This window comes from Paraburkholderia sp. DHOC27, from assembly GCF_003429005.1.
GTDB lineage: Bacteria > Pseudomonadota > Gammaproteobacteria > Burkholderiales > Burkholderiaceae > Paraburkholderia.
Genome location: NZ_QVQV01000009.1, coordinates 96,184 through 118,908, shown reverse-complemented (window position 1 = coordinate 118,908; position 22,725 = coordinate 96,184). Strand labels below are relative to the sequence as shown.

The following is a 22,725-nucleotide window of genomic DNA, read 5'->3' as shown; positions in this document are numbered from 1 at the left end:
CGCTACGGTTCCGTCAGGCCCGTTGTCGACACCGGATGTCAGCCTCTTGCCCGTACTCGTTGCAGCATCACTCCACCAGTGAGCCGCAGCGCGCGCGAAGCCGGGCGAAAGACCGCATCCGTCCACACCTGCTCAATTCGCAAACGGCATGCCCGCTGAGCAATCGCAGCGGTGATCGTTCGCGAAACGCGGCGTCGTGAGATCGGCAAGAAGTACGTGGCGCGGGGCGCTGGCAGAATTTTGGAGCGCTCCCTCTTATGCTGCGGCGCAACTCGTGGAAGGGTCGCGTTGCCCGACGGCGCCCGTCCACTGGCTTGGCGGCGCCGTCCGCATTTTTCCGGCCGCTTGTAAAAAGCGACGGCCACAGCAGTCTTCAGGCCCGGTCGAAAAAAACAAAGCCGTGGAAAAACAGCGGTTTGCGCGAGCTGGTACGACAGTTGCTCTATAGAGCGAAAACCACCTTTTCGATCTATTCAGAGGACTTCACTACAATGCCGTCAATCGAACTACGCACAAGGCAGTCGCTGGCGCTTACTCCGCGCCTGCAACAGTCCGTCCGGCTCCTGCAGCTGTCGTCCCTCGAGTTCCAGCAAGAATTGCGCACGGCACTCGACACCAATCCGTTCCTCGAATACGACTCGACCGACACCGAAGACGTTGCGCTGGCAACCTCCTCGACAGGCGAAGAGAGCGTTGCCGTCTCGACGGGCGAAATCTCCGCTGCCGGCGAGCCGGAAACCATCATGGAAGCGCCGGCTGCCGACTCGCGCGAAAGCGAAGTGGACAGCATGGGCTCCGACGATTCGTCGGGTGACTCCGGCGATTATGCGTCCGAGTTTTCCGGCGATTCGTACAGCCGCAGTTCGTCGCGCCAGAACGGCGATTCGGACGGCAGCGATCCCGCTGATTGGGCCCGCTCGCAGCCGAGCCTGCGCGAGCAGCTGCACGACGCATTGCGGCTCTATCGACTGGACGCGCGCGATCGTGAAGTGGCGCGCTTCGTGATCGAGGCGCTCGATGACGACGGCTATCTGCGTCAGGACCTCGCCGACCTCGCGGCCATTGTGGATCTCGATCCGGAACTGACCGAAGAGGAATTGCTGGTGTCGCTGCGCCTCGTGCAGTCGCTCGATCGTCCGGGCCTCGGTGCGCGCTCGCTGTCCGAATGTCTCGCGCTGCAGTTGCACGCTATGCCTGCCGATGTGCCGGGCCGGGACGTCGCGCTGCAAGTGGTCGAACATCATCTGGAACGACTCGCTCGCCGCGAGCAGGCCGAACTGCAAAAGCAGATTGGCTGCTCGGCAGAAGAGCTGCGGGTGGCATGCGCGTTGGTGCGCAAGCTCGATCCGAAGCCAGGCAATTTCTATGGCCGCACGGAAGACAACTATGTCGTGCCGGACGTGATCGTGCGTCAGGTGCGCAACAAGTGGACAGTGCAGATCAATCCGGCCGTGCAGCCGCGCGCGCGCATTCACCGCATGTATGCCGAGCTGTTCGCGCAGTCGGCCGGTGCCAGCCGTTCGCCGCTCGCTCAGCAGTTGCAGGAAGCGCGCTGGCTGATCCGCAACGCGCAGCAACGCTTCGATACGATTCAGCGCGTGGCCGAGTGCATCGTCGCGCATCAGAAGGCGTTCTTCCAGTACGGCGAGATCGCACTCAAACCGATGGTGCTGCGTGACGTGGCCGAAGAACTCGGCCTGCACGAATCCACCATCTCGCGCGCCACGGGCAACAAATATATGGCCACGCCGCGCGGCATTTTCGAATTCAAGCATTTCTTCCCACGTGAACTGGGCACCGAAAGCGGTGGCACGTGTTCCGCAGCCGCCGTGCGCGCGTTGCTCAAGGAAATGATCGCGGCGGAAAACACCAGCGATCCGCTCTCCGATGTGACGCTTGCGCGCATGCTCGCCGAGCAGGGCGTGCTGGTGGCGCGTCGGACGGTGGCGAAGTATCGCCATCTGATGAAGGTGCCGCCGGCGGAATTGCGTCGCCAGATTTAAGGACGCGATTGGTTGTAGTCGCATCGAAGACGCATTAAAAACGGCGGCCGGCGCAATCCGGCCGCCGTTGCCGTTTATGGCGTCGCCGCTTCACCCCTGCGCCGTGCTGTTTCTGCCGTGCTATTCCTCTTCCCACACGCCACCTAGACGTACAACGCCTGCCCCATTACATTGATGGCCGGGCAGAGCGACCTCTGCCGAACGCGAGAGGAGCGAAGGGATGAAGTATGCAAGTCTGGTCGAGCGCCTGCAGGGCAAGCGCACGTCCGCGTGGGAAATTCATCATGCCGCGCAGGTGGCGCGTGCGAACGGCGAAGACGTGATCGTGCTGAGCGTGGGCGATCCGGATTTCGCCACGCCGGAGCCAATCGTGGAGCGCGCAGTCGATGCATTGCGCGCGGGCGACACGCACTACACCGCCGTAGTCGGCCGCGAGCCGTTGCGCGCAGCGATTGCGAAAGAACATGCGCGGACTACCGGCCGCACCGTGAGCGCGGCGAACGTCGTGCTGTGCGCCGGTGCGCAAAACGGTATCTTCGCGGCTTCGCTGTGCCTGTGCGAAGCCGGCGACGAAGTCATCGTGCCCGAACCTCTCTACCTCACGTACGAGGCCTGCATTCGCGCCTCCGGCGCCACGCTGGTCCCGGTGCCGGTCGATCCGGCGCGTGGCTTTCACCTGGATTGCGACGCGCTCGCCGCCGCCATCACCCCGCGTACCAAAGCGATTTTCTTCGCGACGCCATGCAATCCGACCGGCGTCGTGATGCCGCGCGCCGACCTCGAACGCATTGCGCAACTCGCGCGTGAGCATGACCTGTGGGTGCTGTCCGATGAGGTCTACGCCGATCTCACGTTCGAACGCGAGCATGTCAGCATCGCGGCGCTCGAGGGCATGGCCGAGCGTACCGTGACGGTCGCGAGCCTGTCCAAATCCCATGCGATGGCGGGTTGGCGCGTGGGCTGGGTGATCGGGCCGGAAACGCTGATTGGACATCTCACGCGGCTCGCCCTGTGCATGCTGTACGGTTTGCCCGGCTTCGTGCAGGAGGCGGCCATTGCCGCATTCGAACACAAGGCGCAGATCGTCGCCGACATGCGTGAGGTCTACCGGCGCCGCCGCGACGTGGTCTACGAACGCCTGAGCCGGGTGCCCGGTTTGCGCTGCCTGTTGCCCGAGGCGGGCATGTTCATGATGGTCGATGTCAGCGGTTGCGGGCTCGATACGGTGGACTTCACCTGGCAGTTGTTTCGCGCGCAGGGCGTGTCGCTGCTCGACGCGAGTGCATTCGGAGACACGGCGGCGGGCTTCGTGCGGCTCGGCTTCGTGGTCGACGAAGCGCGTCTGGTGGAGGCCTGCGAGCGGATCGCGGCGTTTGTGGGCAGCCTGCGGCTGAATGTGAAATGAGCGTACGAGCCATGGGCGAGCTACTTACGAGCAGCTCGAAACGTGTGTGAGAAGGGAGTGTGAGAAGCGGGCGCGAATGAGTGACGCCGGCTGAAGACAGGCCGGCGCACAGCGGATTGCGTTGATTCATCGGACGGTCACGCCAATTCTCCTGTTGCTGGGTACACTCTTGCCAGACAGGGGGAGAGCGCATGGGCACGTATCTTCGTAGTGCGGCACGTGGCGGGTGGAAGGCGACATGCATGAGCATCGTCGTCTGGGTGCTGTCCTTTCAGGCGAGTAACGCCGCTGACCTTTCCGTAAGCTCGCCGCCTGGTACTCCTGCTACGACCACTGCTGCGTCAGCAGGCACGGCAACGACAACGACCCCGCACAGCGGCAACAGCGCCGACCCAAACGCAAACAGCAGCGCGAACCTCACGACCCAACCTGAACGGCCCGGCGGCGAGACGCCACGCGCTACGCGGATGCGGCCGGCGAGTTCCCCTCTGGCCACGGAAAGCGCGCAATCTGCACAATCCGCGCAATCCTCAGTACATGGTGCCCCTGACGACGAAGCGCACGAAGGCCCGGCGCGACCCGGCGCGGCGCTCCCCATCCCGCCGGAAAACACCGCAGTCACGCATCACAGCGTGGTGCTCGACGGCAAAAAGATCGCCTACACGGCCACCGCAGGTAACCTGCTGCTGCGTAACGACGCCGGCGAGCCGACCGCCAGCGTGTTCTATGTCGCGTACACCGCCGATTCGAAAACGCCGTCGCAGCGTCCCGTTACGTTTCTCTTCAACGGCGGCCCCGGCGCCGGCACGGTGTTCCTGTTGATGGGTTCGTTTGGACCGAAACGGGTTCATACGTCGAGCCCGGACATCACGCCACCCGCGCCATATGTGCTGGCGGACAATCCCGACAGCCTGCTCGACCAGTCGGACCTGGTATTCATCGACGCAGTGGGCGCGGGCTTCTCGCGCATCGTCGGTCATGGCACGCCGAAAGCGTTCTACGGCGCCGACGCCGACCTTGGTGCGTTCACGCAGTTCATCGATCGCTATCTCACAGCCAATCAGCGCTGGAATTCGCCCAAGTATCTGCTCGGCGAATCGTACGGCACGACCCGCGCGGCCATGCTTGCCTACCGCCTCAGCGAGAACGGCATCGCCTTCAATGGCGTGATCCTGATGTCGTCGGTCCTCAACTATGCGCACTACGCACCCGGCACGGACTTCCGCGTCGAAAGCTATCTGCCCACGTATGCGGCGATTGCCTGGTATCACAACAAGATCTCGCCGCGACCAACCAATCTGGCCGCCTGGGTGGACGAGGCCCGCGCCTTCGCGCGCGGTCCGTATGCCGCCGCGCTCGCGCAGGGCGACGCATTGCCGGACAGCGAGCGCGACGCCATCGCCGCCCAGATCGCGCACTACACGGGCCTGGATGTGCAGTACGTCAAAGACACGAACTTGCGGGTGGGCCCAGGGCGCTTCCGCAAGCAGTTGCTCAAGAGTGAATCGCGTACCTTAGGCCGTTACGACGCGCGCTTCGAAGGCATCGACTATGACAATGTGAGCGAGGTCCCGGATTACGATGCGTCGGTGACGAGTGTCGCCAATGCGTTCACCGGCGCGCTGCATCAATACCTCGCCGAGGACCTGCATTACACGCCGACGGATCGCTACCGCGTGTTCAACGGTGAAGCGGGCCGTGAATGGGACATGAAGCACCGTGCGTGGTGGGGCGAGCAGCTCGCCGTTCCGTATGCGGCCGGTGATCTCGCGGAAGCCATGCGGCAGAATCCGCAACTGCGCGTGCTGTCGCTGAACGGCTACTACGATCTGGCGACACCGTTCTTCGCGACGGAATACGACCTGGCGCACATGACGCTCGATGCCTCGCTGCACAGCCATATCCAGATCGAGTACTACCCGACCGGCCACATGATCTATCTCGACGATGGCGCGCTGCATTCGCTGAAAGGCGATCTCGACCGGTTTTATGGGCAGGCGGGGCACGCGGACGGGCATCAATAGCGTCAGGCAAGGAAGCAAAACGGGGAGCAAAACGCGGCGGCTATAATTGCATCCACCTTCGCGCTCCGCCTTGCCCATGCCATTTCATCCGGTTCCGTCGTTCACGCGCAAACGTCTTTCCGACGTCGTGTCCGACCAGATCAAACGTCTGATCTCGGACGGCGTGCTGATGCCGGGCGACCGTCTGCCCGCCGAGCGCGAACTGGCCACGCAACTGCATGTATCGCGTCCGTCGCTGCGCGAAGCGTTGATCCGGCTCGAAGCGGACGGCTACATCGAGACCTCGGGGCGGGGCGGTTTCACCGTGGTCGACGTCACCGCGCCCATCATCTCCAAGCCGCTCGCCGAACTGCTGCTGCAAAATCCACGCACCAGCAGCGATATTCTCGAACTGCGCCAGGGGCTGGAGTCCATCGCCACCGTCTACGCGGCGCAGCGCGCCACCGCGTCCGATCAGCAGAAGATCCGGCGCGCGTTCGAAGCGCTGAAAGCCTGCTCGGAATCCGCGGATCGCGTCAACCTGGCCGAACTGGACGCCGCCTTTCATCTCGCCATCGCCGATTCGACTCACAACGTCGCGTTGGCACACGTCATCCACGGCATTCATACACTGATTCGCGAAGGCATGCGGCAGTATCACCGCCTGATCGACTATGACGATGCCAAGGAAGCGCAACTGTTGATCCAGCATCAGGCGATCTTCGACGCCGTGATGGCCCGCGACGCGACAAAGGCGCGGAAAGCGGCCGAAAGCCATCTGACCTACGTGCGCGAGTTGTACGCGGAAGAAGCGGCGAAACCCACCTGAAGCGCTGAATGGCCTGCGTTGACACGCCTTGGGGACTTCCTTATAGTCTTGGTCAGACCAACATGACCAGGCGACCCGTTGTAGCGTTTTGTAGCTCTTCCGGTGCGCACAGCAGTAAGATGGTTCAACGCATGCAGCGAAGCGGGTCGGCTCAGGTACCACGTCAAGTACCACGTCAGGTACCGCGTCAAGACCACGTTCACGTTGCGGCCTCGTCCCCACCCAGTCCGTCCGCCATCCATGAAAGTTGCACTCTTCGTTCCCTGCTTCATCGACGCGTTCTACCCCGAGGTGGCCATCGCCACGCTCGAACTGCTAGAGCGCTTCGGCATCGAGGTCGACTATCCGCAGGAGCAGACCTGCTGCGGCCAGCCCATGGCCAACAGCGGCGCGCAAGGCGAAGCGGCCGGCGCGGAAAAGGTGTTCGCGCAAAACTTTGCGGGCTACGACTACATCGTCGGACCGTCGGCAAGCTGCATCCATCACGTGCGCGCGCATATGACCGCCATCGAGCAGACCGATGAGGTCAGGCACGTGCGCGCCGCGGCGTACGAACTGGTCGAATTCCTGCACGATGTGGTGGGCGCACGTGACTTCCCGTGGGCGGAGTTTCCTCATCGGGTCGGGCTGCACAACAGTTGCAGCGCGTTGCGGCATCTGAAGGAAGCGTCCATTTCCGAAGTGGCCGGTACGCCGTTTTCCAAACCGCTGACCTTGTTGCGGGGCGTGAAGGGCATCGAGTTCGTCAAGCCCGCGCGGCCTGACGAATGCTGCGGTTTCGGCGGCACGTTTTCCGTGACCGAAGAACCCGTGTCGGTGCGCATGGGACAGGACAAGGTCCGCGATCATCTGAATGCGGGCGCGGAGTACATCGTCTCGGGCGACATGTCGTGCCTGATGCATCAGCAGGGCTGCGCCGAACGCATGAAGGCCAATGCGCGCTTCATCCACATTGCGCAGATCCTCAATGGAGCACGCGAATGAGCCGGATCGATCACGCCAAGGCGGCGGGCGCGTTTATCGCCAAGACGGAGCACGTGGCGTTTCATGACAAGCGTCTGTGGGACTTGCGCGAGAAGCGCGACGCGCAGGCGCAGCGCATTCCCGAATGGGAAACGCTGCGTGAACTCGCTTCGGGCATCAAGGAACACACGCTGTCGAATCTCTCGACCTATCTCGACCAGTTCGCGAGCGCCGCCGAAGCGAACGGCGTCACCGTGCATTGGGCCGCTACCGCCGAAGAGCACAACGAACTTGTCTACAAGATCATGTCGGAGCGCGGCATGACCACGCTCGTCAAAAGCAAGTCGATGCTGACCGACGAGTGTGCGATGCGCGAGTATCTTGAACCTCGCGGCATCACGGTGATGGAGACCGATCTCGGCGAGCGCATCCAGCAGCTCGACCATCAGGATCCGAGCCATATGGTCGTGCCGGCCGTGCACAAGCTGCGCGGCGACGTGGCGCAACTGTTTGGCCGCACCATCGGCACCGATCCGAACAATAGCGACATCCACTACCTCGCGGAAAGCCAGCGCATGAACACGCGTCCGTATTTCGTGCGCGAGAAAACCGCGGGCATGACGGGCTGCAATTTCGCGGTGGCGGAAACCGGTACGGTGGTGGTGTGTACGAACGAGGGCAATGCGGATCTGTCGGCGAACGTGCCGCCGCTGCATATTGCGTCCATTGGCATCGAGAAGCTGATTCCGAAGGTGTCGGATCTCGGCGTGTTTATCCGCATGCTGTCGCGCAGCGCGCTTGGTTCGCCGATCACGCAATACACCTCGCATTTCCGCGCGCCGCGTCCCGGCACGGAGATGCACTTCATCCTCGTCGATCATGGCCGCGCCGAGCGGCTCGCCATGCACGACTTCTGGTACTCGCTCAAATGCATCCGCTGCGGCGCGTGCATGAATACGTGCCCGGTGTATCGGCGCAGCGGCGGCCTGTCGTACGGCGGCACATACTCGGGGCCGATTGGCGCGATCATCAATCCGACCTTCGACCTGAAGCGCTATAGCGCGCTGCCGTTCGCGTCGACGCTGAACGGCAGCTGCACCAACGTGTGTCCGGTGAAGATCAACATCCACGAGCAGATCTACAAGTGGCGCGAAGTGATCACCGAGCGTCACGAGGTGCCGTTCGTGAAGAAGGAAGTGCTGAAGATGGCGGGGCGGCTGCTGGCGAGCCCGACGCTTTACCGTGCGACGGTATCGTCGATGGGCGGCGCGTTGCGCCGGCTGCCGAATTTCGTGCTCTACAACCCGCTCAATATCTGGGGGCGCCAGCGTGAGCTGCCCGAGGCGCCCAAGCTGACTTTCCACGCGTGGTACAAGAAAAATCGGGGAGGCGGCGATGGCAACGCGTGAAGCTTTTCTGGCCAAGGTGCGCGCGGCGCAGCCGGAAGCGCGCGAGCGGCCCGAGGTGCCCTTGTTCGCTGCCGTGGGCGGCGACCTGAAGGCGCGCTTCACCACGGCGCTGGAGGGTATGGGCGGCAAATGCGTGCAGCCCGCCACACTTGCCGAAGTGCTGCCGATGATCCATGAGCGCTTCGGCGCACAGGCTTCGATCTGTTCGGCCACGCCGGAAGTGCAGGGCACGCGTGCGCTGACGCCCGAGACCCCGCCGGTGTCGTTGCAGGATGTGGACGTCGGCGTGGTGCGTGCGCGCTTCGGCGTCGCGGAAACGGGCTCCGTGTGGTTCAGCGAAGAGGAGTACGTGGTCAATGCGATCGGCTACATCGTGCAGCATCTCATCGTGCTGCTCGATCCGGCGCAACTTGTGGACGGCCTGCAGGACGTCTACCGCCGGCCCGATTTCAGCCGGGTCCGCTATGCAGCGCTGGTGACGGGCCCCTCGGCCACGGCGGATATCGAAGGCGTGCTGATTCGCGGCGCGCAGGGCGTGCGCTCGTTGACGGTGGTGTGGCTGGCGCCGGCCTGAGGGCCTCAGGCGTTACTCAGCTCACCACAACCCAAATCTGCGCACCTCAACCCAAATCAGTTCACCTCAACGCACCCGCGACGGCGTGCTTCGCAGACTCTTCAAGGTCAGCGTGGCCAGCGTGACGGTCACGATGCCGGTGAACAGATACAGGCCGTTAGGTCCGGCGAGTGCCATCAAGGCCGAGGCCAAAGTCGGCCCCGCACTCGCGCCCAGTGAAAAGATCAACAGCAACCCGGCACTGACTGCAATACGCTGCTCGGCGGGAATACAATCGTTGACGTACGAGGTCACCACGCCGTACAGCGAAAACACCACGCTCACGTACACATAGCCGAGCGCTTCGACCAGCACACCGCCATGCAGCAGGAACAGCAGCAGACTGCAGCCCGCGGCAAGCGTGGTGATGGCGACGATGATGGTGCGCCGGTCGAACAGATCGGCAAGGCGTGCCACCGGCCACTGTGGCAGCAGCGCCGCGAGCAGCGCGAAACCCATGAAGTGCGAGACGTCCGGCACCGAATAGCCGAGCCGGCGCATGAAGATGGGCTGCATCGTGTAGAAGCCACTGTTCAGCAGTCCAGCCGCAAGGCAACCAAACACGCCAAGCGGCGCCCACTGATAGACCGTGCTCAAGCCTGACAAACCGCGCGCAAGGCGCGAGCCGGGCGCGCCGGCGGGTTTGGTCTCCGCGACAGCAGGCAGCGGCGCATTGCCCGCCAGCGCGACCGGAATCAACGAAGCCGAAAACAGCGCGCTGACGAGGCTAAAGAGCGCGAATCCCGCGGGGTCCGCGAGACCGATCAGAAACTGGCCGGTGCCGACGCCGAGATAATTCGTGATCAGGTAAGCGGAAAACACCCGGCCGCGTTGCGCATTGCTGGCCACTTGATGCAGCCAGCTTTCCACCACCGTGAAAATGCCGACCAGACAAAAGCCCATGATGAAGCGCAGCACGGCCCACATGGCAGGCGCGGCCCACGCGGCATAGCCGAGCGCGCAGCAGGCCGACATTGCGGCGAAACTCACGAAGGCACGATGATGGCCGACGCGGCCAATCAGGCCGCCGCCCCACAACGCGCCCACCATGAAGCCGACGTAATAGGCCGACTGCACCACGCCCACTACCAGCGCGGGCGTCTGCTGCTGGATCAGCCGCAGCGAGATCAAGGTGCCGAGCAGCCCATTGCCCGTAATCAGAATGGCGTAGCCCAGCAGCAGAATGGCGGTCGCCTGCATGCTGCCGGCGGGCGCAGTGGGAGCAGTGGCCGGTTGAGCGGGTGGTTGCAGGGTGGCGCCGGTGAGCGGTGCGATCGGGCGGCTGACCGATTCGTTGAGAGTGGGGGCGTTCGGTTGGCTGGCCGACTCGCGGGTCCAGGATTCGTTGACCTGTTTCATTGAGAGCGTCGGGTGCCGGCAGGGGGAGACTTGCGGTCGTGCGTTGCGGTAGTACGTTTGTTGCTCATGGTGACGCAAGCGCGAGGCCGCAGCAATTGGCGCAATTTATAGAATTGACGCGGTCGAGGCCGGTGCAACGCCAGCGTGACGCGGCTTTGACGCATAATTCGTTAGCTGTTGCATTGCACAAAAGTTGACCTATGACTGCTTACGGGCTAACCCGAATGCAAAAAAGTATCAGTTTGCGGTCTTATTTTTAGTGGTGAAACGACTGCGACAGGGCTAACTTTCGGGTATGGCGGCGCACGAATCAAAGTCGCTGCGAAGTGGCGGCACCACAGCAACGTTCCATACCCGCCACGCAGAACAAGAAGATCAGGATCAGGAGACACTCAGATGCGCAACACGCGGAGTGACACGGCGCGCAAGGAAAGCCGCTACGTCAAGATCGACCAGCCGGACCTCGAGCTGGTGGCCGTGCCGCGTGACGAGTCGTTCAAGGTCTGGTCGCACGGCTATCCTTACCGCACGGTGCGCTGGCATTTCCATCCCGAGTACGAAATTCAGGTGATCACCGCGACGACGGGCCGTTACTTCGTCGGCGATTACATCGGCAACTTCGCGCCCGGCAATCTGGTGATGACCGGCTCGAACCTGCCGCACAACTGGGTCAGCAATGTCCCGCATGGCGAACGGGTGGACGAGCGCTGTCTGATCCTGCAGTTCGATGCCGGCTTCATCGAGCGCGCCATCGAGACGTTCCCGGAACTCAGGCGCGTGGAGTCGCTGCTCGACGCCTCGCGTTGGGGCGTGCTGTTCACCGAGAAAACCGGCGCGGCCGCCGAGCCCATCATGCGTGAACTGCTGGGCGCCCAGGGCATCCGCCGCATCACCCTGTTCGTGGCGCTGCTCGATCTGCTCGTGCAAAGCCCGGAGCCGGTCAAGCTGGCGAGCGCCGAGTACCACGCCGACCCGGCGCGCTATGCCGAGACGCGCATCAATCACGTGCTGTCGTATATCGGCAAGAACCTCTCGCAGGAGTTGCGCGAAACCGAATTGGCCCAACTCGCAGGGCAGAGCGTCAGCGCCTTTTCACGCTATTTTCGCCGTCATACGGGCGTGCCTTTCGTGCAGTACGTGAACCGGCTGCGCATCAATCTGGCCTGCCAGTTGTTGATGTCAGGTGAACTAAGTATCACGGATATCTGCTACCAGGTGGGCTTTAATAATCTGTCCAATTTCAACCGGCAGTTTTTGTTGCTGAAGGCGATGCCGCCGTCGCGATGGCGAGCCTATCAACAGCTCAACGCTGCCAGCGCGACGGAGTCGTCCGCCACATCTGACGCGACACCCGTACTGGAAGCAGTCGGCTAGCGTCGTTCTTACTGATAGATCGCACTACCTGCATCACCTGCAATACCGCAAGACGCCGTGCCTGTCCGGGCACGGCGAGCGCAAACGCACCTGTGCAATACCGTCAGGGATTTCAACAAGAGGCCACACCACGGCTCGAGCATGGCGACAGCGACGCGACGGCAAAACCACGCCGACCGACGCCGACATTTTTCTAATAATTGGAGACATTCGATGACCCGACTTTCGAACCAACTCATCGGCGCCAGCGCGCTCACCCTCAGTATCCTGGGCAGCACCGCGGCAATGGCTGCGCCCAGCGGCACCGTCGCGTTTCTGATGCCCGACCAGGCATCGACCCGCTACGAACAGCACGACTTCCCCGGCTTCAAGGCTGAAATGTCCAAGCTTTGCCCCGACTGCAAGGTGCTCTACCAGAACGCCAACGCCGACGTCGCCACGCAGCAGCAACAGTTCAATTCGGTGATCGCGCAGGGCGCCAAGGTGATCGTGCTGGATCCGGTGGACTCGACGGCGGCTGCCTCGCTGGTGCACATGGCGCAGGGCCAGGGCATCAAGGTGATCGCGTATGACCGTCCGGTGCCGTCGACGCCGGCCAACTACTACGTGTCGTTCGACAACGAGGGCATCGGCAAGGCCATCGCGCAATCGCTCGTCGATCATCTGAAGGAAACCAATGTGCCAACCAGCAAGGGGGGCGTGCTGGAAGTCAACGGTTCGCCGACCGACGCAGCCGCCGGCCTGATCAAGAAGGGCATTCATGCGGGTCTGGCGGGCAGCGGCTACAAGACGCTGGCCGAGTACGACACGCCGGACTGGGCACCGCCGAAGGCGCAGCAATGGGTGAGCGGCCAGATCACGCGCTTTGGCTCGCAGATCGTCGGCGTGGTAGCGGCCAACGACGGCACGGGCGGCGGCGCGGTCGCGGCGTTCAAGGCAGCGGGTGTCAACCCGGTGCCGCCCGTCACAGGTAACGACGCCACCCTCGCGGGTTTGCAACTGATCATCGCCGGTGACGAGTACAACACGATCCTGAAGCCGAGCGAGATCGTCGCGGCAGCAGCGGCCAAAGTGGCGGTGGGCTTCCTGAACGGCCAGACGCCGAAGGGCGAAACGACGCTCTTCAACACGCCGACGCAGCTCTTCAAGCCGGCCGTCATCACGGCGAAAAACCTGAAGGCGGAAGTGGTGGACAAGGGCTTCGCGAATGCGAAGGACCTCTGTACCGACCGCTACGCCGACGGCTGCAAGAAGCTCGGCATCGCGAACTAAACGGCGCAAGCAGCACATAAACAAAACACAGGCGCACTGCGCACGCTGGACGGGATCCGGTTCGAGCCGGATCCCACTACTTTTGATGAGGTACCCGTCCCATGAGTGATAACGCCACCCCACGATCCACGCGCGGCGAACTGGTGCTGAGCCTGCGCGGCGTGTCAAAGCACTTCGGTGCGGTCTCGGCCCTGACGGACATCGAACTCGACGTGCACGCCGGCGAAGTGGTCGCGCTGGTCGGCGACAACGGCGCCGGCAAATCCACGCTGGTAAAGGTGCTGGCCGGCGTGCATCAACCCAGCTCCGGCACCATCACCTTTGGCGGCAAGGAAGTCACGCTGTCCAATCCCGCTGCCGCGCTCGATCTCGGCATCGCCACCGTGTTCCAGGATCTTGCGCTGTGCGAGAACCTCGACGTGGTCGCGAACATCTACCTCGGCCGCGAGAAAAATCCGCTGCGGCTCGACGAAGTGTCGATGGAGGTGAAGGCATGGACGCTGTTGAACGAACTCTCCGCGCGCATTCCCAGCGTGCGTGACGTGGTGGCGTCGCTGTCCGGCGGTCAGCGTCAGACGGTGGCCATCGCCCGCTCGCTGCTGCTCGACCCGAAGCTGATCATGCTCGACGAGCCGACCGCGGCGCTCGGCGTGGCGCAGACCGCCGAGGTGCTGAATCTGATCGAACGGGTGCGCGACCGCGGCCATGCCGTGATCATGATCAGCCACAACATGGAAGACGTGCGCGCCGTGGCGGACCGCATCGTCGTGCTGCGGCTGGGCCGCAATAACGGCGTCTTCTACCCGGATTCGTCCAATCAGGAACTGGTGGCCGCGATTACCGGCGCTACCGAGAACGCGGTGTCGCGCCGCGCCGGCCGTCGCCAGGCCGAACAGGGCGCGTAGCCAAAGGAACCATCATGAGTAATGAAATGCAAGGCACCCCGCGGCCTGACACGCAGGGGGCGGCAAAGCCCGCCACGTTGCTGGATCGCAGCGACGTGCGCGTCAAGCATGCCACCGGCGTGAGCGGCACGGTGTCGGCGTTTGTCGACCGCGTGCGTTCGGGCGATCTGGGCTCGCTGCCGGTGGTGGCCGGCCTGATCATCATCTGGACCGTGTTCACGAGCCTGAACCCGGTGTTCCTCTCGGCGGACAACCTCGTCAATCTGCTGTTCGATTGCTCGACCGTGGGCGTGATTTCGCTTGGCATCGTCTGCGTGCTGATGGTGGGGCAGATCGACCTGTCGGTGGGTTCGATGAGCGGCTTCGCATCGGCGCTGGTCGGCATGCTGTGGGTCAATCATGGCTGGCCGGTGCTGCTCGCCATCGTCGTGGCGATTGCCGTGGGCGCCGTGGTCGGCGCCATCTATGCGCTGTTGCTCAACCGTCTGGGCATGCCGAGCTTCGTCGCGACGCTTGCCGGCCTGCTCGCCATTCTCGGCATGCAACTGTACGTGCTCGGCGCCAGCGGCTCGATCAACCTGCCGTACGATACCGCGATGGTTAACCTGGGACAGCTGATCATCATCCCGGCTGCCATTGCCTATCTGATTGCGCTGGTGCCCGGCGCGGTGATGCTCGTGCTCGGCATGCGCACGCGTGAACGCCGCCAGGCGTCGAATCTGTCTGCGCCGTCGGTGAGCAGCCTGCTGGTGCGCAGTGTTGCCATCACCGTGCTGCTGGAAATCGTCGTGGCCTACCTCAACCGCGGACGCGGCGTGCCGTTAATGTTCGGCCTGTTCCTCGGCATTGCCGTTGCGATGGACTATGCCCTCAAGCGCACCCGCTGGGGCCGCTCCATGCATGCGGTGGGCGGCAATCACGAAGCGGCGCGCCGTGCCGGCATCAACGTCAGTGCGATCTACACGAGCGCTTTCGTGCTGTGCGCGAGTCTCGCTGCGCTCGGCGGCGTGCTGACGGCGGCACGGCTCGCTTCGGCGAGCCAGCAGGCCGGCACCGGCGACGTCAACCTGAACGCCATCGCGGCGGCGGTGATCGGCGGCACGAGTCTGTTCGGCGGACGCGGCAGCGCGTACTCGGCGGTGCTGGGGATCATCGTGATCCAGTCGATTGCCAGCGGCCTGACGCTGCTGAATCTGTCGTCCTCGTTGCGTTTCATGATTACCGGCGCGGTGCTGGCGATTGCCGTGATCGTCGATTCGCTCGCCCGGCAGTCGCGCGTCTCGCATGGCCGGGCGTGAGTTGAGCTATTCGGAATCGACACAGGAGAACATCACATGTCTGATTTGATGAAGGGAAAGGTTGCCGCCATCACGGGTGCGGCCTCGGGTATTGGCCTCGAATGCGCGCGCACGCTGCTCGCGGAAGGCGCAAAGGTGGTGCTGGTGGACCGCGCCAAAGACCGGCTCGAAACACTGTGCGCGGAACTCGGCGAGAACGCGCTGCCGCTGGTGGTGGATCTGCTGCAACCGGCGGAAGTGTCCGGCATGCTGCCGAAAATCCTCGCTCTCGCGGGCGGCCTGCATGTGTTTCACGCCAACGCCGGTGCCTATGTGGGCGGTGAGATAGTGGACGGCAATCCGGACGAATGGGACCGCATGCTGAATCTGAACATCAATGCCGCGTTCCGCTCGGTGCAGGCGGTCGTGCCGCATATGGTCGCGCAGAAATCCGGCGATATCATTTTCACGAGTTCGATTGCGGGCGTGGTGCCGGTGGTGTGGGAGCCGATCTACACGGCCTCCAAATTCGCCGTGCAGGCCTTCGTCCATACGACGCGGCGCCAGCTTTCCAAACATGGCGTGCGGGTGGGTGCGGTGTTGCCTGGCCCGGTCGTGACGGCATTGCTCGACGACTGGCCAAAGGCGAAGATGGAAGACGCGCTCGCCAACGGCAGCCTGATGCAGCCCAAGGAAGTCGCCGACTGCGTGCTCTTCATGCTGACGCGGCCGCGCAATGTGACGGTGCGCGATCTGGTGATCCTGCCCAACAGCGTCGATCTTTGAGCGGGGTTAGCCTGGCGCGGCGCGCACATGCTGCAGCGCATCGGCGCTGACTGCACTGCTTGCGTGCCGACGCGCCGCACATCAGAGAGAATGCGAGAGAAAATAAGCGCACCTTGTTAGCAGGCAACGAATCATGACTTCAGAAAACTCCACTTCCGGCGCGGCAAACGGCGCGCGTTATGTGATTGGCGTGGACGTCGGCACGGGCAGCGCCCGCGCTGGCGTGTTCGATCTCGAGGGCCGCATGGTGGGCTCGGCCAAACACGACATTACCCTGTTTCATGCGAGCGGCTCGATCGTCGAGCAGTCGAGCAAGGAGATCTGGCACGCCGTGTGTCATTGCGTGAAGGAGGCGATGATGCAGGCCGCCGTGTCGCCCGAGCAGGTGGCGGGTATCGGCTTCGATGCGACCTGCTCGCTGGTGGTGCTGGGCGAGGGCGGCCAGTCGCTGCCGGTGGGCCCCTCGGAGCAGGCCGAGCGCGACATCATCGTCTGGATGGATCACCGCGCCGTGGAGCAGGCGGAGCGCATCAATGCAACCGGCCATGAAGTGCTGAAGTTCGTCGGCGGGAAGATCTCGCCGGAAATGGAAACGCCCAAGCTGTTGTGGCTGCTCGAAAATCGCCCGGCCGTGTTCGAAGCGGCGTGGCAGTTTTTCGATCTGACCGATTTCCTGACGTGGCGCGCAACGGGTGATCTGTCCCGCTCCACCTGCACGGTCACCTGCAAATGGACGTATCTGGCGCACGAGCGGCGCTGGGACGAGAGCTATTTCCGCAGCGTGGGTCTGGGCGTGCTCGCGGACGAAGAGTTTGCCCGCATCGGCCAGAAGGTGGTGGACGGTGGCACGCCGCTGGGCAATGGGCTGACCGCCGAAGCCGCCGCGCAACTCGGCCTGCGTGAAGGCACGCCAGTGGGCACGGGCGTGATCGACGCGCACGCTGGCGGGATCGGCACGGTGGGCGCGGACGACGACGCCGAAGGTTGTCTCGGCTACGTGTTCGGCACCTCGTCCTGCACGATGACCACCACGCGCGAGCCCGTGTTCGTGCCTGGCGTCTGGGGACCGTATTTTTCGGCGATGGTGCCCGACGCCTGGCTGAACGAAGGGGGACAGTCGGTGGCGGGCGCGGCCATCGAGCGGCTGATTTCGCTGCATCCCGCCGCGGTCGATGCGCGCCGCCGTGCCGAGGAAGAAGGCCAGTCCTTGCCGGGCCTGCTGGCGGCGCTCGCGGTGCAGGCCGTCGGAACGTCGGGCGGTTTGTCGGGCGTGGTGTCGCTCGCCAAAGGGCTGCACGTGGTGCCGGAGTTTCTCGGCAACCGCGCGCCGTTTGCCGATCCGCACGCGCGTGCGGTGATTGCCGGTCTCGGCATGGACGACGATCTGGACAGCCTCGTCGCGCTCTATGTGGCGGGCGTGTGCAGCATCGGCTATGGATTGCGGCAGATCATCGAAGCGCAGGACTCGGCCGGCGCGCCGATCAGGCGCGTCGTGATCAGCGGCGGCGCCGGCCGGCTCGATTTCGTGCGGCAATTGCTGGCAGATGCCACGGGTAAGGCCGTACTGGCGACCCGGGCGGAAGAGCCGGTTCTGTTGGGCGCGGCCATGCTGGGCGCAGTGGCCGGCGGCACGTTCGGTGACGTGCGCGCGGCGATGGCCGGCATGTCCCAGATCGGTCAGGTGTATGAGCCGGCCGGCGGCAGCGTCACGGCCGAGCACGACGCCCGATATCGCGCGTTCATCAAGCTGCAGGAGGTGGCGCGGGAAATCCGCTAACGCCTGCCACGAGGAGGGGCGACGCGCCCGGGGCCGCGCGCCGCCTTTCGTCACAGGATCGGATCATTTGATCCGTGAAAACGATAGGATCATCACAAATTCCGCGATTATTGTTTCAATCCTCCCGTCGAATGCTGGCTAGATAGGGCTAAATGTTATTGACGCATCATTTGCCTGATGCGAAGATCACAACACAGTCCGCGACCCGATCGCGCAGCATAAGAATTCGTCCTACCGACGAAGGAGACATCAGGATGAGTGAGCCGGTTGCGGTCGCGGCCGCTTCATCGCCTCGCGCGCCACTAATCCGCGTTACCGGCGTCACCAAGAAATTTGGTGGCGTGCAGGCGCTACGCGGCGTCAATCTGGAAGTTCTGCCAAACGAAGTGCATGCACTGCTCGGCGAGAATGGCGCGGGCAAATCCACCCTCATCAAGATTCTGAGCGGCGTCCATACGTACGACGAAGGCTCGATCGAAATCGCCGGTCAGAAAGTGGCGTTCGAATCGCCCGCGAAGTCGCGCGAGGCGGGTGTGGCCGTGGTCTACCAGGACTTGAGCCTGGTGGAATCGCTCTCCGTTGGCGCCAATCTCATGCTGGGACGCGAGCCGCGCACGCGGCTGGGTTTCGTCCGGCAACGCGAACTGATGGCGCAGGTCAGCGCCTTTCTGCAGCAACACAATATCCCGCTCGACCCACGCGTCCCCGTCGATTCATTGCCGTTTGCCTACCGGCAGATGACGGAGATCTGCAAGGCGTTGATGGGCGACGTGCGCGTGCTGATTCTCGACGAGCCGACTTCCGCGCTCACGGGTGGCGAAGAGCAGATTCTGTTCGACGCGATCCGCACCGTCACCGAGCGCGGCGTGGGTGTGATCTATGTGACACACCGGCTGAATGAGGTGTTTCGCATTGCCCAGCGTGTGACGGTGTTTCGCGACGGCGCCAACGCGGGCCATTTCGCTACCGCCGAGACCGACATGAAGCAGCTCGTGGCCGCGATCGTCGGCCCGCGTCATGCGGCCATGCAGGCCAGACAGGAAACGTCGACGGCAACGGCGCAGTCGTCCGCGGAAGCCGCAACGCCAGGCAGCGCGTCTAAAGATAAAGATGCAGCCGCGCCACGGCGAGCCGCGGTGCTGACCCTTTCGAACGTGAGCAACGCGCGTTTGTCCGGCGTCAATTTCTCCGTGGGCGCGGGTGAGGTGCATGGTCTGGCTGGATTGATCGGCAGCGGCCGCACGGAAATCCTCCAGACTATCTTCGGTCTCCTGCCTGTTCACTCAGGCACGATCCAGCTCGACGGCGAGCCGCTCGTCGCGCGCCGTCCCACCGATGCGATCCGGCGCGGCGTTGCGCTCGTACCCGAAGACCGCCATCTGCAAGGGCTCGTGCTCGAGCATTCCATTGAACGCAATCTAACCTTGCCGCGCCTGCCGCAGTTTTCCAGCGGCGGCTGGCTGCGCGCGAAAGCCGCCGCGCAACAGGCCCGCACGGCGATGAAGCAACTGTCCGTGAAAGCGCCGGACGCCTCGACGCAAGTGAAGTTTCTTTCCGGCGGCAACCAGCAGAAAGTGGTGTTCGCGAAGTGGAATTATCCGCGCCCGAAGGTGCTGCTGCTCGACGAGCCCACTGTGGGTGTCGATGTCGGCGCACGCGAGGAAATCTACGGCGTCGTGCACGACGCGGCGAGGGCGGGCACGGGCGTCGTGGTCGTGTCGTCGGATCTCGACGAACTGCTGCGGCTGTGCGACCGCATTTCCATCGTGGTAGACGGCTCGATTTTTCGTACCGTCGAGCGCGGCGAGATTCGCCACGCCGAAGAACTTCACCATCTCATCCAGCTTTCCCGGCCCACTGAAGAGCTTGCAACATGAACGAGTCTGTTTCGCCGATCTCCGCCGAGCAACAGGCCACCCAGCGTCACGGACGCGCGTGGCGCATTGCGAAGATGCTGTTGCAGGGCGATCGCCCGTACATGTTGTATTTCGCGTTCGCGATTCTGCTGGTGGTGTTCAGCTTTGCGTCACCGTGGTTCCTTTCGATCGACAACTTCCTGAACATCGGGCGGCAAACGGCGCTCGTGTCGATCATCGCCATCGGCATGACCTTCGTGATCATCGCGCGGCAGATCGACCTGTCGGTGGGATCGACACTGGCGCTCTCGGGCATGTCGGCGGCGCTCGCCATGTCGCACGTGAGCGATAGCTGGATCGTCGGCGCGATTGCGGGCATCGGCACCGGCGCGATTGTCGGCGCCATCAACGGCTTCGTTACGACGCGCCTTTCCATTCCATCGTTTCTCGTCACGCTCGGCAGCCTGAGTGCGGCGCGCGGCCTCGCGCTGCTGGTCACCACCACGCGCCCCGAGATCATCACCAACGACCGCTTCATAGCGATTTTCGGCGAAGGCGATATTGCCGGCGTGCCGGTGCCGATCATCTGGACCTTGCTCGCGGTGATCGGCGGCATTCTGCTGCTGCACTACAGCGTGTTCGGCCGACAGATTTACGCGGCCGGCGGCAACCCCACGGCGGCGCTGTATTCGGGTATCAACATTCGCCGCGTGACGACGCTCGCGTTCGTGCTGACGGGCGTGCTCGCCGGCCTCGCTTCGCTGGTGCTGGCCGCGCGTTCGCATGCGGCGCGGCCCGACGTGGTGCAGGGCATGGAACTCGACGTGATCGCTTCCGTCACGCTGGGCGGCTGCAGCCTGTTCGGCGGACGTGGCTTCATTCTCGGCACGCTGCTCGGCAGTCTCATCATCGGCACGCTGAATAACGGCCTCGTGCTGCTCGGCGTGAGTTCGTCGCTGCAACTCGTCATCAAGGGCGTCATCATCGTCGCGGCAGTGGCGTTCACGCGCAAGTAATTGCAGCGCGCGGTGGGAACGTAGTGAGTTGTTTAACGATTTTTCGCATGAGTGCGCTCGAGGCCAGCTCGGGACGTTCACGCGTAGCAGGGCATGCAAGGCAATTCAAAAAGCGGCAGGAGACGCAGTACAACACGACCAACGGAGGAAAGTCATGAACTATCGTCGTGGATCAGGAACGCGGTTGGCGAGTATCTGGGTGGCGACTGCCATTGCCCTGTGTTGTTCGCAGGCGTTTGCGCAGTCATGCGAAAAACTGGCGGTGGATTCGATCGGGCCGAAGGGCATCGTCGGGCAGGGGCCGAACGGTGAAAAGGCGGCCTCCGTCGATGCTGTCAAGCTGACCGATGCCGAGGCCGCCAAGGTCAAGGCCGGCAACTTCAAGGTCGGCATTTCGATGCAGACCATGAACCTCGACTGGTCGCAATTGCAGGTGCAGGGCATTACCGACACGCTGAAGAAATACGGCGTGGAAGTGATCGGCACGGCGTCGGCGGAGTATCAGGTCGACAAGCAGATTGCCGACATCGAAAACACGATCCAGCGCCATCCTAACGGCATCATTTCGATTCCGGTGGACGGCACGGCGACGGCGGCGACCTACAAGAAGGTCTCGCAGGCCGGCATCAAGCTGGTGTTCATGGACAACGTGCCGACCGGCCTCAAGCATCCGGAAGAATACTCTGCGATGGTCTCGGCCGACAGCGAGGGCAATGGCCAGATCGCCGCCAAGGTGCTGGCGTCGTGCGTGCCGAAGGGCGGCACGATCGGCATGGTGAACTTCGCCGTGGACTACTTCAGCACGACGGAGCGCACCAAGGCCGTCAACGACTGGATGAAGAAGAACCGTCCGGACATCAAGATCAAGCAGGTGGGCTTTACTGATCCGTCGAAGGTCGGCCAGATTGCGGGTGACTTCCTCACCGCCAATCCGGACGTGAAGGGCGTGTTCGCCGTGTGGGATCAGCCCGCGCTCGACACGCTGACGTCGATGCGCGCGCAGGGTCTCAACACGCCGATGACGACGGTCGACCTCGGCCTCGAATCGGCCATCGAAATCGCCAAGGGTGGTCCGCTCAAGGCCACGGGTTCGCAACGTCCTTACGATCAGGGCGTAGCCGAAGCGATGGCGATGATGAAGGCGCTGATCGGCCAGACGCCGCCGGCGTGGATCGGCGTGCAATCGCTGCCGGTCGTGCAGTCCAACGTGCTCGAATCGTACAAGACAGTGTTCAAGAAGGACCCGCCGCCGCAACTGGCGGACGCCTGCAAGAAGGCGGCACCGGCCTGCGGTTGATCGCAGCGGTTGATCGCAGCGGTTGATCCTGGTGGTTGATCCTGGTGGTTGATCGTTTCGAGTCTTTGTCTTTGCAACGATGCGGTTAGTGTGTTGCACGAAAGCGAAGCCCTCGCGGGCTTCGCTTTTTTTACGCCTGCACGATGCGCTCATTGCAACGCACGGTGGTGGCGTCGCGCCGCTCCACGGTGAGATTGACGGTGCGGGCTCCCGCCGGCCGGGTGCGATGGGGCATTCCCGCAGGCACCGTCAACATCTGGCCCGGACGCAGTTCGACCGGGCCTTCATGGAAATCAATGATCAGGATTCCTTCCAATGTGATGAAAGTCTCGTCGGAATCCGGATGCAGGTGCCAGAAGTAGGGCGCATCCATCACGCTGATGTGGATGTCATGGTCGTTCGCCGTGCTCAGGACCTGGTTCATGTAGCCGTGAGGCACCGCGTCAGCGATTGCGTGGAAATCGATGGGCTCGATCATGCTGGTTCTCCGCAAGCGTTTTGACGATACAACTCGAGCCTAGTCGCTCGCTGCGCACACGCCAAGTCACGAATATTCACGCGTATGTGAGGAGAATTCACAG

18 protein-coding genes are annotated in these 22,725 nt (G+C 63.4%); 16 read left to right on the top strand and 2 right to left on the bottom strand.

The features are described 5' to 3' along the window. Positions 1 to 491: 491 nt before the first annotated feature. From D0B32_RS26450 to D0B32_RS26420, 7 genes are all read left to right on the top strand, one after another. Positions 492 to 2,003 carry an RNA polymerase factor sigma-54 gene (locus D0B32_RS26450; RefSeq protein WP_117337280.1) on the top strand — a complete coding sequence of 504 codons (1,512 nt, stop codon included), beginning with the start codon at positions 492 to 494 and terminating at the stop codon, positions 2,001 to 2,003. Between the two features lie 220 nt (positions 2,004 to 2,223). Beyond that, on the top strand, positions 2,224 to 3,408 hold the full coding sequence (locus D0B32_RS26445; RefSeq protein ID WP_117337279.1) for a pyridoxal phosphate-dependent aminotransferase: 1,185 nt from the start codon (positions 2,224 to 2,226) through the stop codon (positions 3,406 to 3,408). Positions 3,409 to 3,650: 242 nt separating this feature from the next. Beyond that, on the top strand, positions 3,651 to 5,432 hold the full coding sequence (locus tag D0B32_RS26440) for a S10 family peptidase (RefSeq protein WP_117337278.1): 1,782 nt from the start codon (positions 3,651 to 3,653) through the stop codon (positions 5,430 to 5,432). Positions 5,433 to 5,508: 76 nt separating this feature from the next. Next, positions 5,509 to 6,240, top strand: a complete 732-nt coding sequence (locus D0B32_RS26435) for a FadR/GntR family transcriptional regulator (protein WP_117337277.1) — start codon at positions 5,509 to 5,511, stop codon at positions 6,238 to 6,240. Positions 6,241 to 6,480: 240 nt separating this feature from the next. Then, on the top strand, positions 6,481 to 7,224 hold the full coding sequence (locus tag D0B32_RS26430; protein WP_117337276.1) for a (Fe-S)-binding protein: 744 nt from the start codon (positions 6,481 to 6,483) through the stop codon (positions 7,222 to 7,224). Next, positions 7,221 to 8,612 carry a lactate utilization protein B gene (locus D0B32_RS26425; RefSeq protein ID WP_117337275.1) on the top strand — a complete coding sequence of 464 codons (1,392 nt, stop codon included), beginning with the start codon at positions 7,221 to 7,223 and terminating at the stop codon, positions 8,610 to 8,612. The genes D0B32_RS26430 and D0B32_RS26425 overlap by 4 nt, the downstream gene beginning before the upstream one ends. Next, on the top strand, positions 8,599 to 9,186 hold the full coding sequence (locus D0B32_RS26420) for an LUD domain-containing protein (protein WP_117337274.1): 588 nt from the start codon (positions 8,599 to 8,601) through the stop codon (positions 9,184 to 9,186). Before D0B32_RS26425 ends, D0B32_RS26420 begins: the two co-directional genes overlap by 14 nt. Before the next feature lie 66 nt (positions 9,187 to 9,252). On the opposite strand, the gene D0B32_RS26415 is transcribed toward D0B32_RS26420, so the two are convergent. After that, positions 9,253 to 10,584 carry an MFS transporter gene (locus D0B32_RS26415; RefSeq protein ID WP_117337273.1) on the bottom strand — a complete coding sequence of 444 codons (1,332 nt, stop codon included), beginning with the start codon at positions 10,582 to 10,584 and terminating at the stop codon, positions 9,253 to 9,255. Positions 10,585 to 10,980: 396 nt separating this feature from the next. Between D0B32_RS26415 and D0B32_RS26410 the strand changes: the two genes are divergently transcribed. The 9 genes from D0B32_RS26410 to D0B32_RS26370 all read left to right on the top strand — a co-directional run bounded on the left by D0B32_RS26410 (position 10,981) and on the right by D0B32_RS26370 (position 22,144). After that, entirely contained in the window at positions 10,981 to 11,958 is a 978-nt protein-coding gene (locus tag D0B32_RS26410) for an AraC family transcriptional regulator (RefSeq protein ID WP_117337272.1), read from the top strand. A 213-nt stretch (positions 11,959 to 12,171) separates the two neighbouring features. Continuing rightward, positions 12,172 to 13,230 carry a sugar ABC transporter substrate-binding protein gene (locus D0B32_RS26405; RefSeq protein ID WP_117337271.1) on the top strand — a complete coding sequence of 353 codons (1,059 nt, stop codon included), beginning with the start codon at positions 12,172 to 12,174 and terminating at the stop codon, positions 13,228 to 13,230. Between the two features lie 101 nt (positions 13,231 to 13,331). Beyond that, positions 13,332 to 14,135, top strand: coding sequence for an ATP-binding cassette domain-containing protein (locus D0B32_RS26400; RefSeq protein WP_117337270.1), 804 nt, complete (start codon positions 13,332 to 13,334; stop codon positions 14,133 to 14,135). Between the two features lie 14 nt (positions 14,136 to 14,149). After that, entirely contained in the window at positions 14,150 to 15,433 is a 1,284-nt protein-coding gene (locus tag D0B32_RS26395; protein ID WP_181969912.1) for a sugar ABC transporter permease, read from the top strand. A gap of 36 nt (positions 15,434 to 15,469) precedes the next feature. Next, on the top strand, positions 15,470 to 16,198 hold the full coding sequence (locus D0B32_RS26390; protein ID WP_117337269.1) for an SDR family oxidoreductase: 729 nt from the start codon (positions 15,470 to 15,472) through the stop codon (positions 16,196 to 16,198). A gap of 133 nt (positions 16,199 to 16,331) precedes the next feature. Beyond that, positions 16,332 to 17,975: an FGGY-family carbohydrate kinase gene (locus tag D0B32_RS26385; protein ID WP_117337268.1), complete on the top strand. Its 1,644-nt coding sequence runs from the start codon at positions 16,332 to 16,334 to the stop codon at positions 17,973 to 17,975. Between the two features lie 254 nt (positions 17,976 to 18,229). After that, a complete protein-coding gene (locus D0B32_RS26380; RefSeq protein WP_117337267.1) occupies positions 18,230 to 19,852 on the top strand; it encodes a sugar ABC transporter ATP-binding protein in 1,623 nt (540 codons plus the stop codon). Next, positions 19,849 to 20,847: an ABC transporter permease gene (locus D0B32_RS26375; RefSeq protein ID WP_117337266.1), complete on the top strand. Its 999-nt coding sequence runs from the start codon at positions 19,849 to 19,851 to the stop codon at positions 20,845 to 20,847. Before D0B32_RS26380 ends, D0B32_RS26375 begins: the two co-directional genes overlap by 4 nt. A gap of 154 nt (positions 20,848 to 21,001) precedes the next feature. Further along, positions 21,002 to 22,144 carry a substrate-binding domain-containing protein gene (locus D0B32_RS26370; protein ID WP_117337265.1) on the top strand — a complete coding sequence of 381 codons (1,143 nt, stop codon included), beginning with the start codon at positions 21,002 to 21,004 and terminating at the stop codon, positions 22,142 to 22,144. A 130-nt stretch (positions 22,145 to 22,274) separates the two neighbouring features. On the opposite strand, the gene D0B32_RS26365 is transcribed toward D0B32_RS26370, so the two are convergent. Beyond that, on the bottom strand, positions 22,275 to 22,622 hold the full coding sequence (locus D0B32_RS26365; protein ID WP_117337264.1) for a cupin domain-containing protein: 348 nt from the start codon (positions 22,620 to 22,622) through the stop codon (positions 22,275 to 22,277). Positions 22,623 to 22,725: the final 103 nt, after the last annotated feature.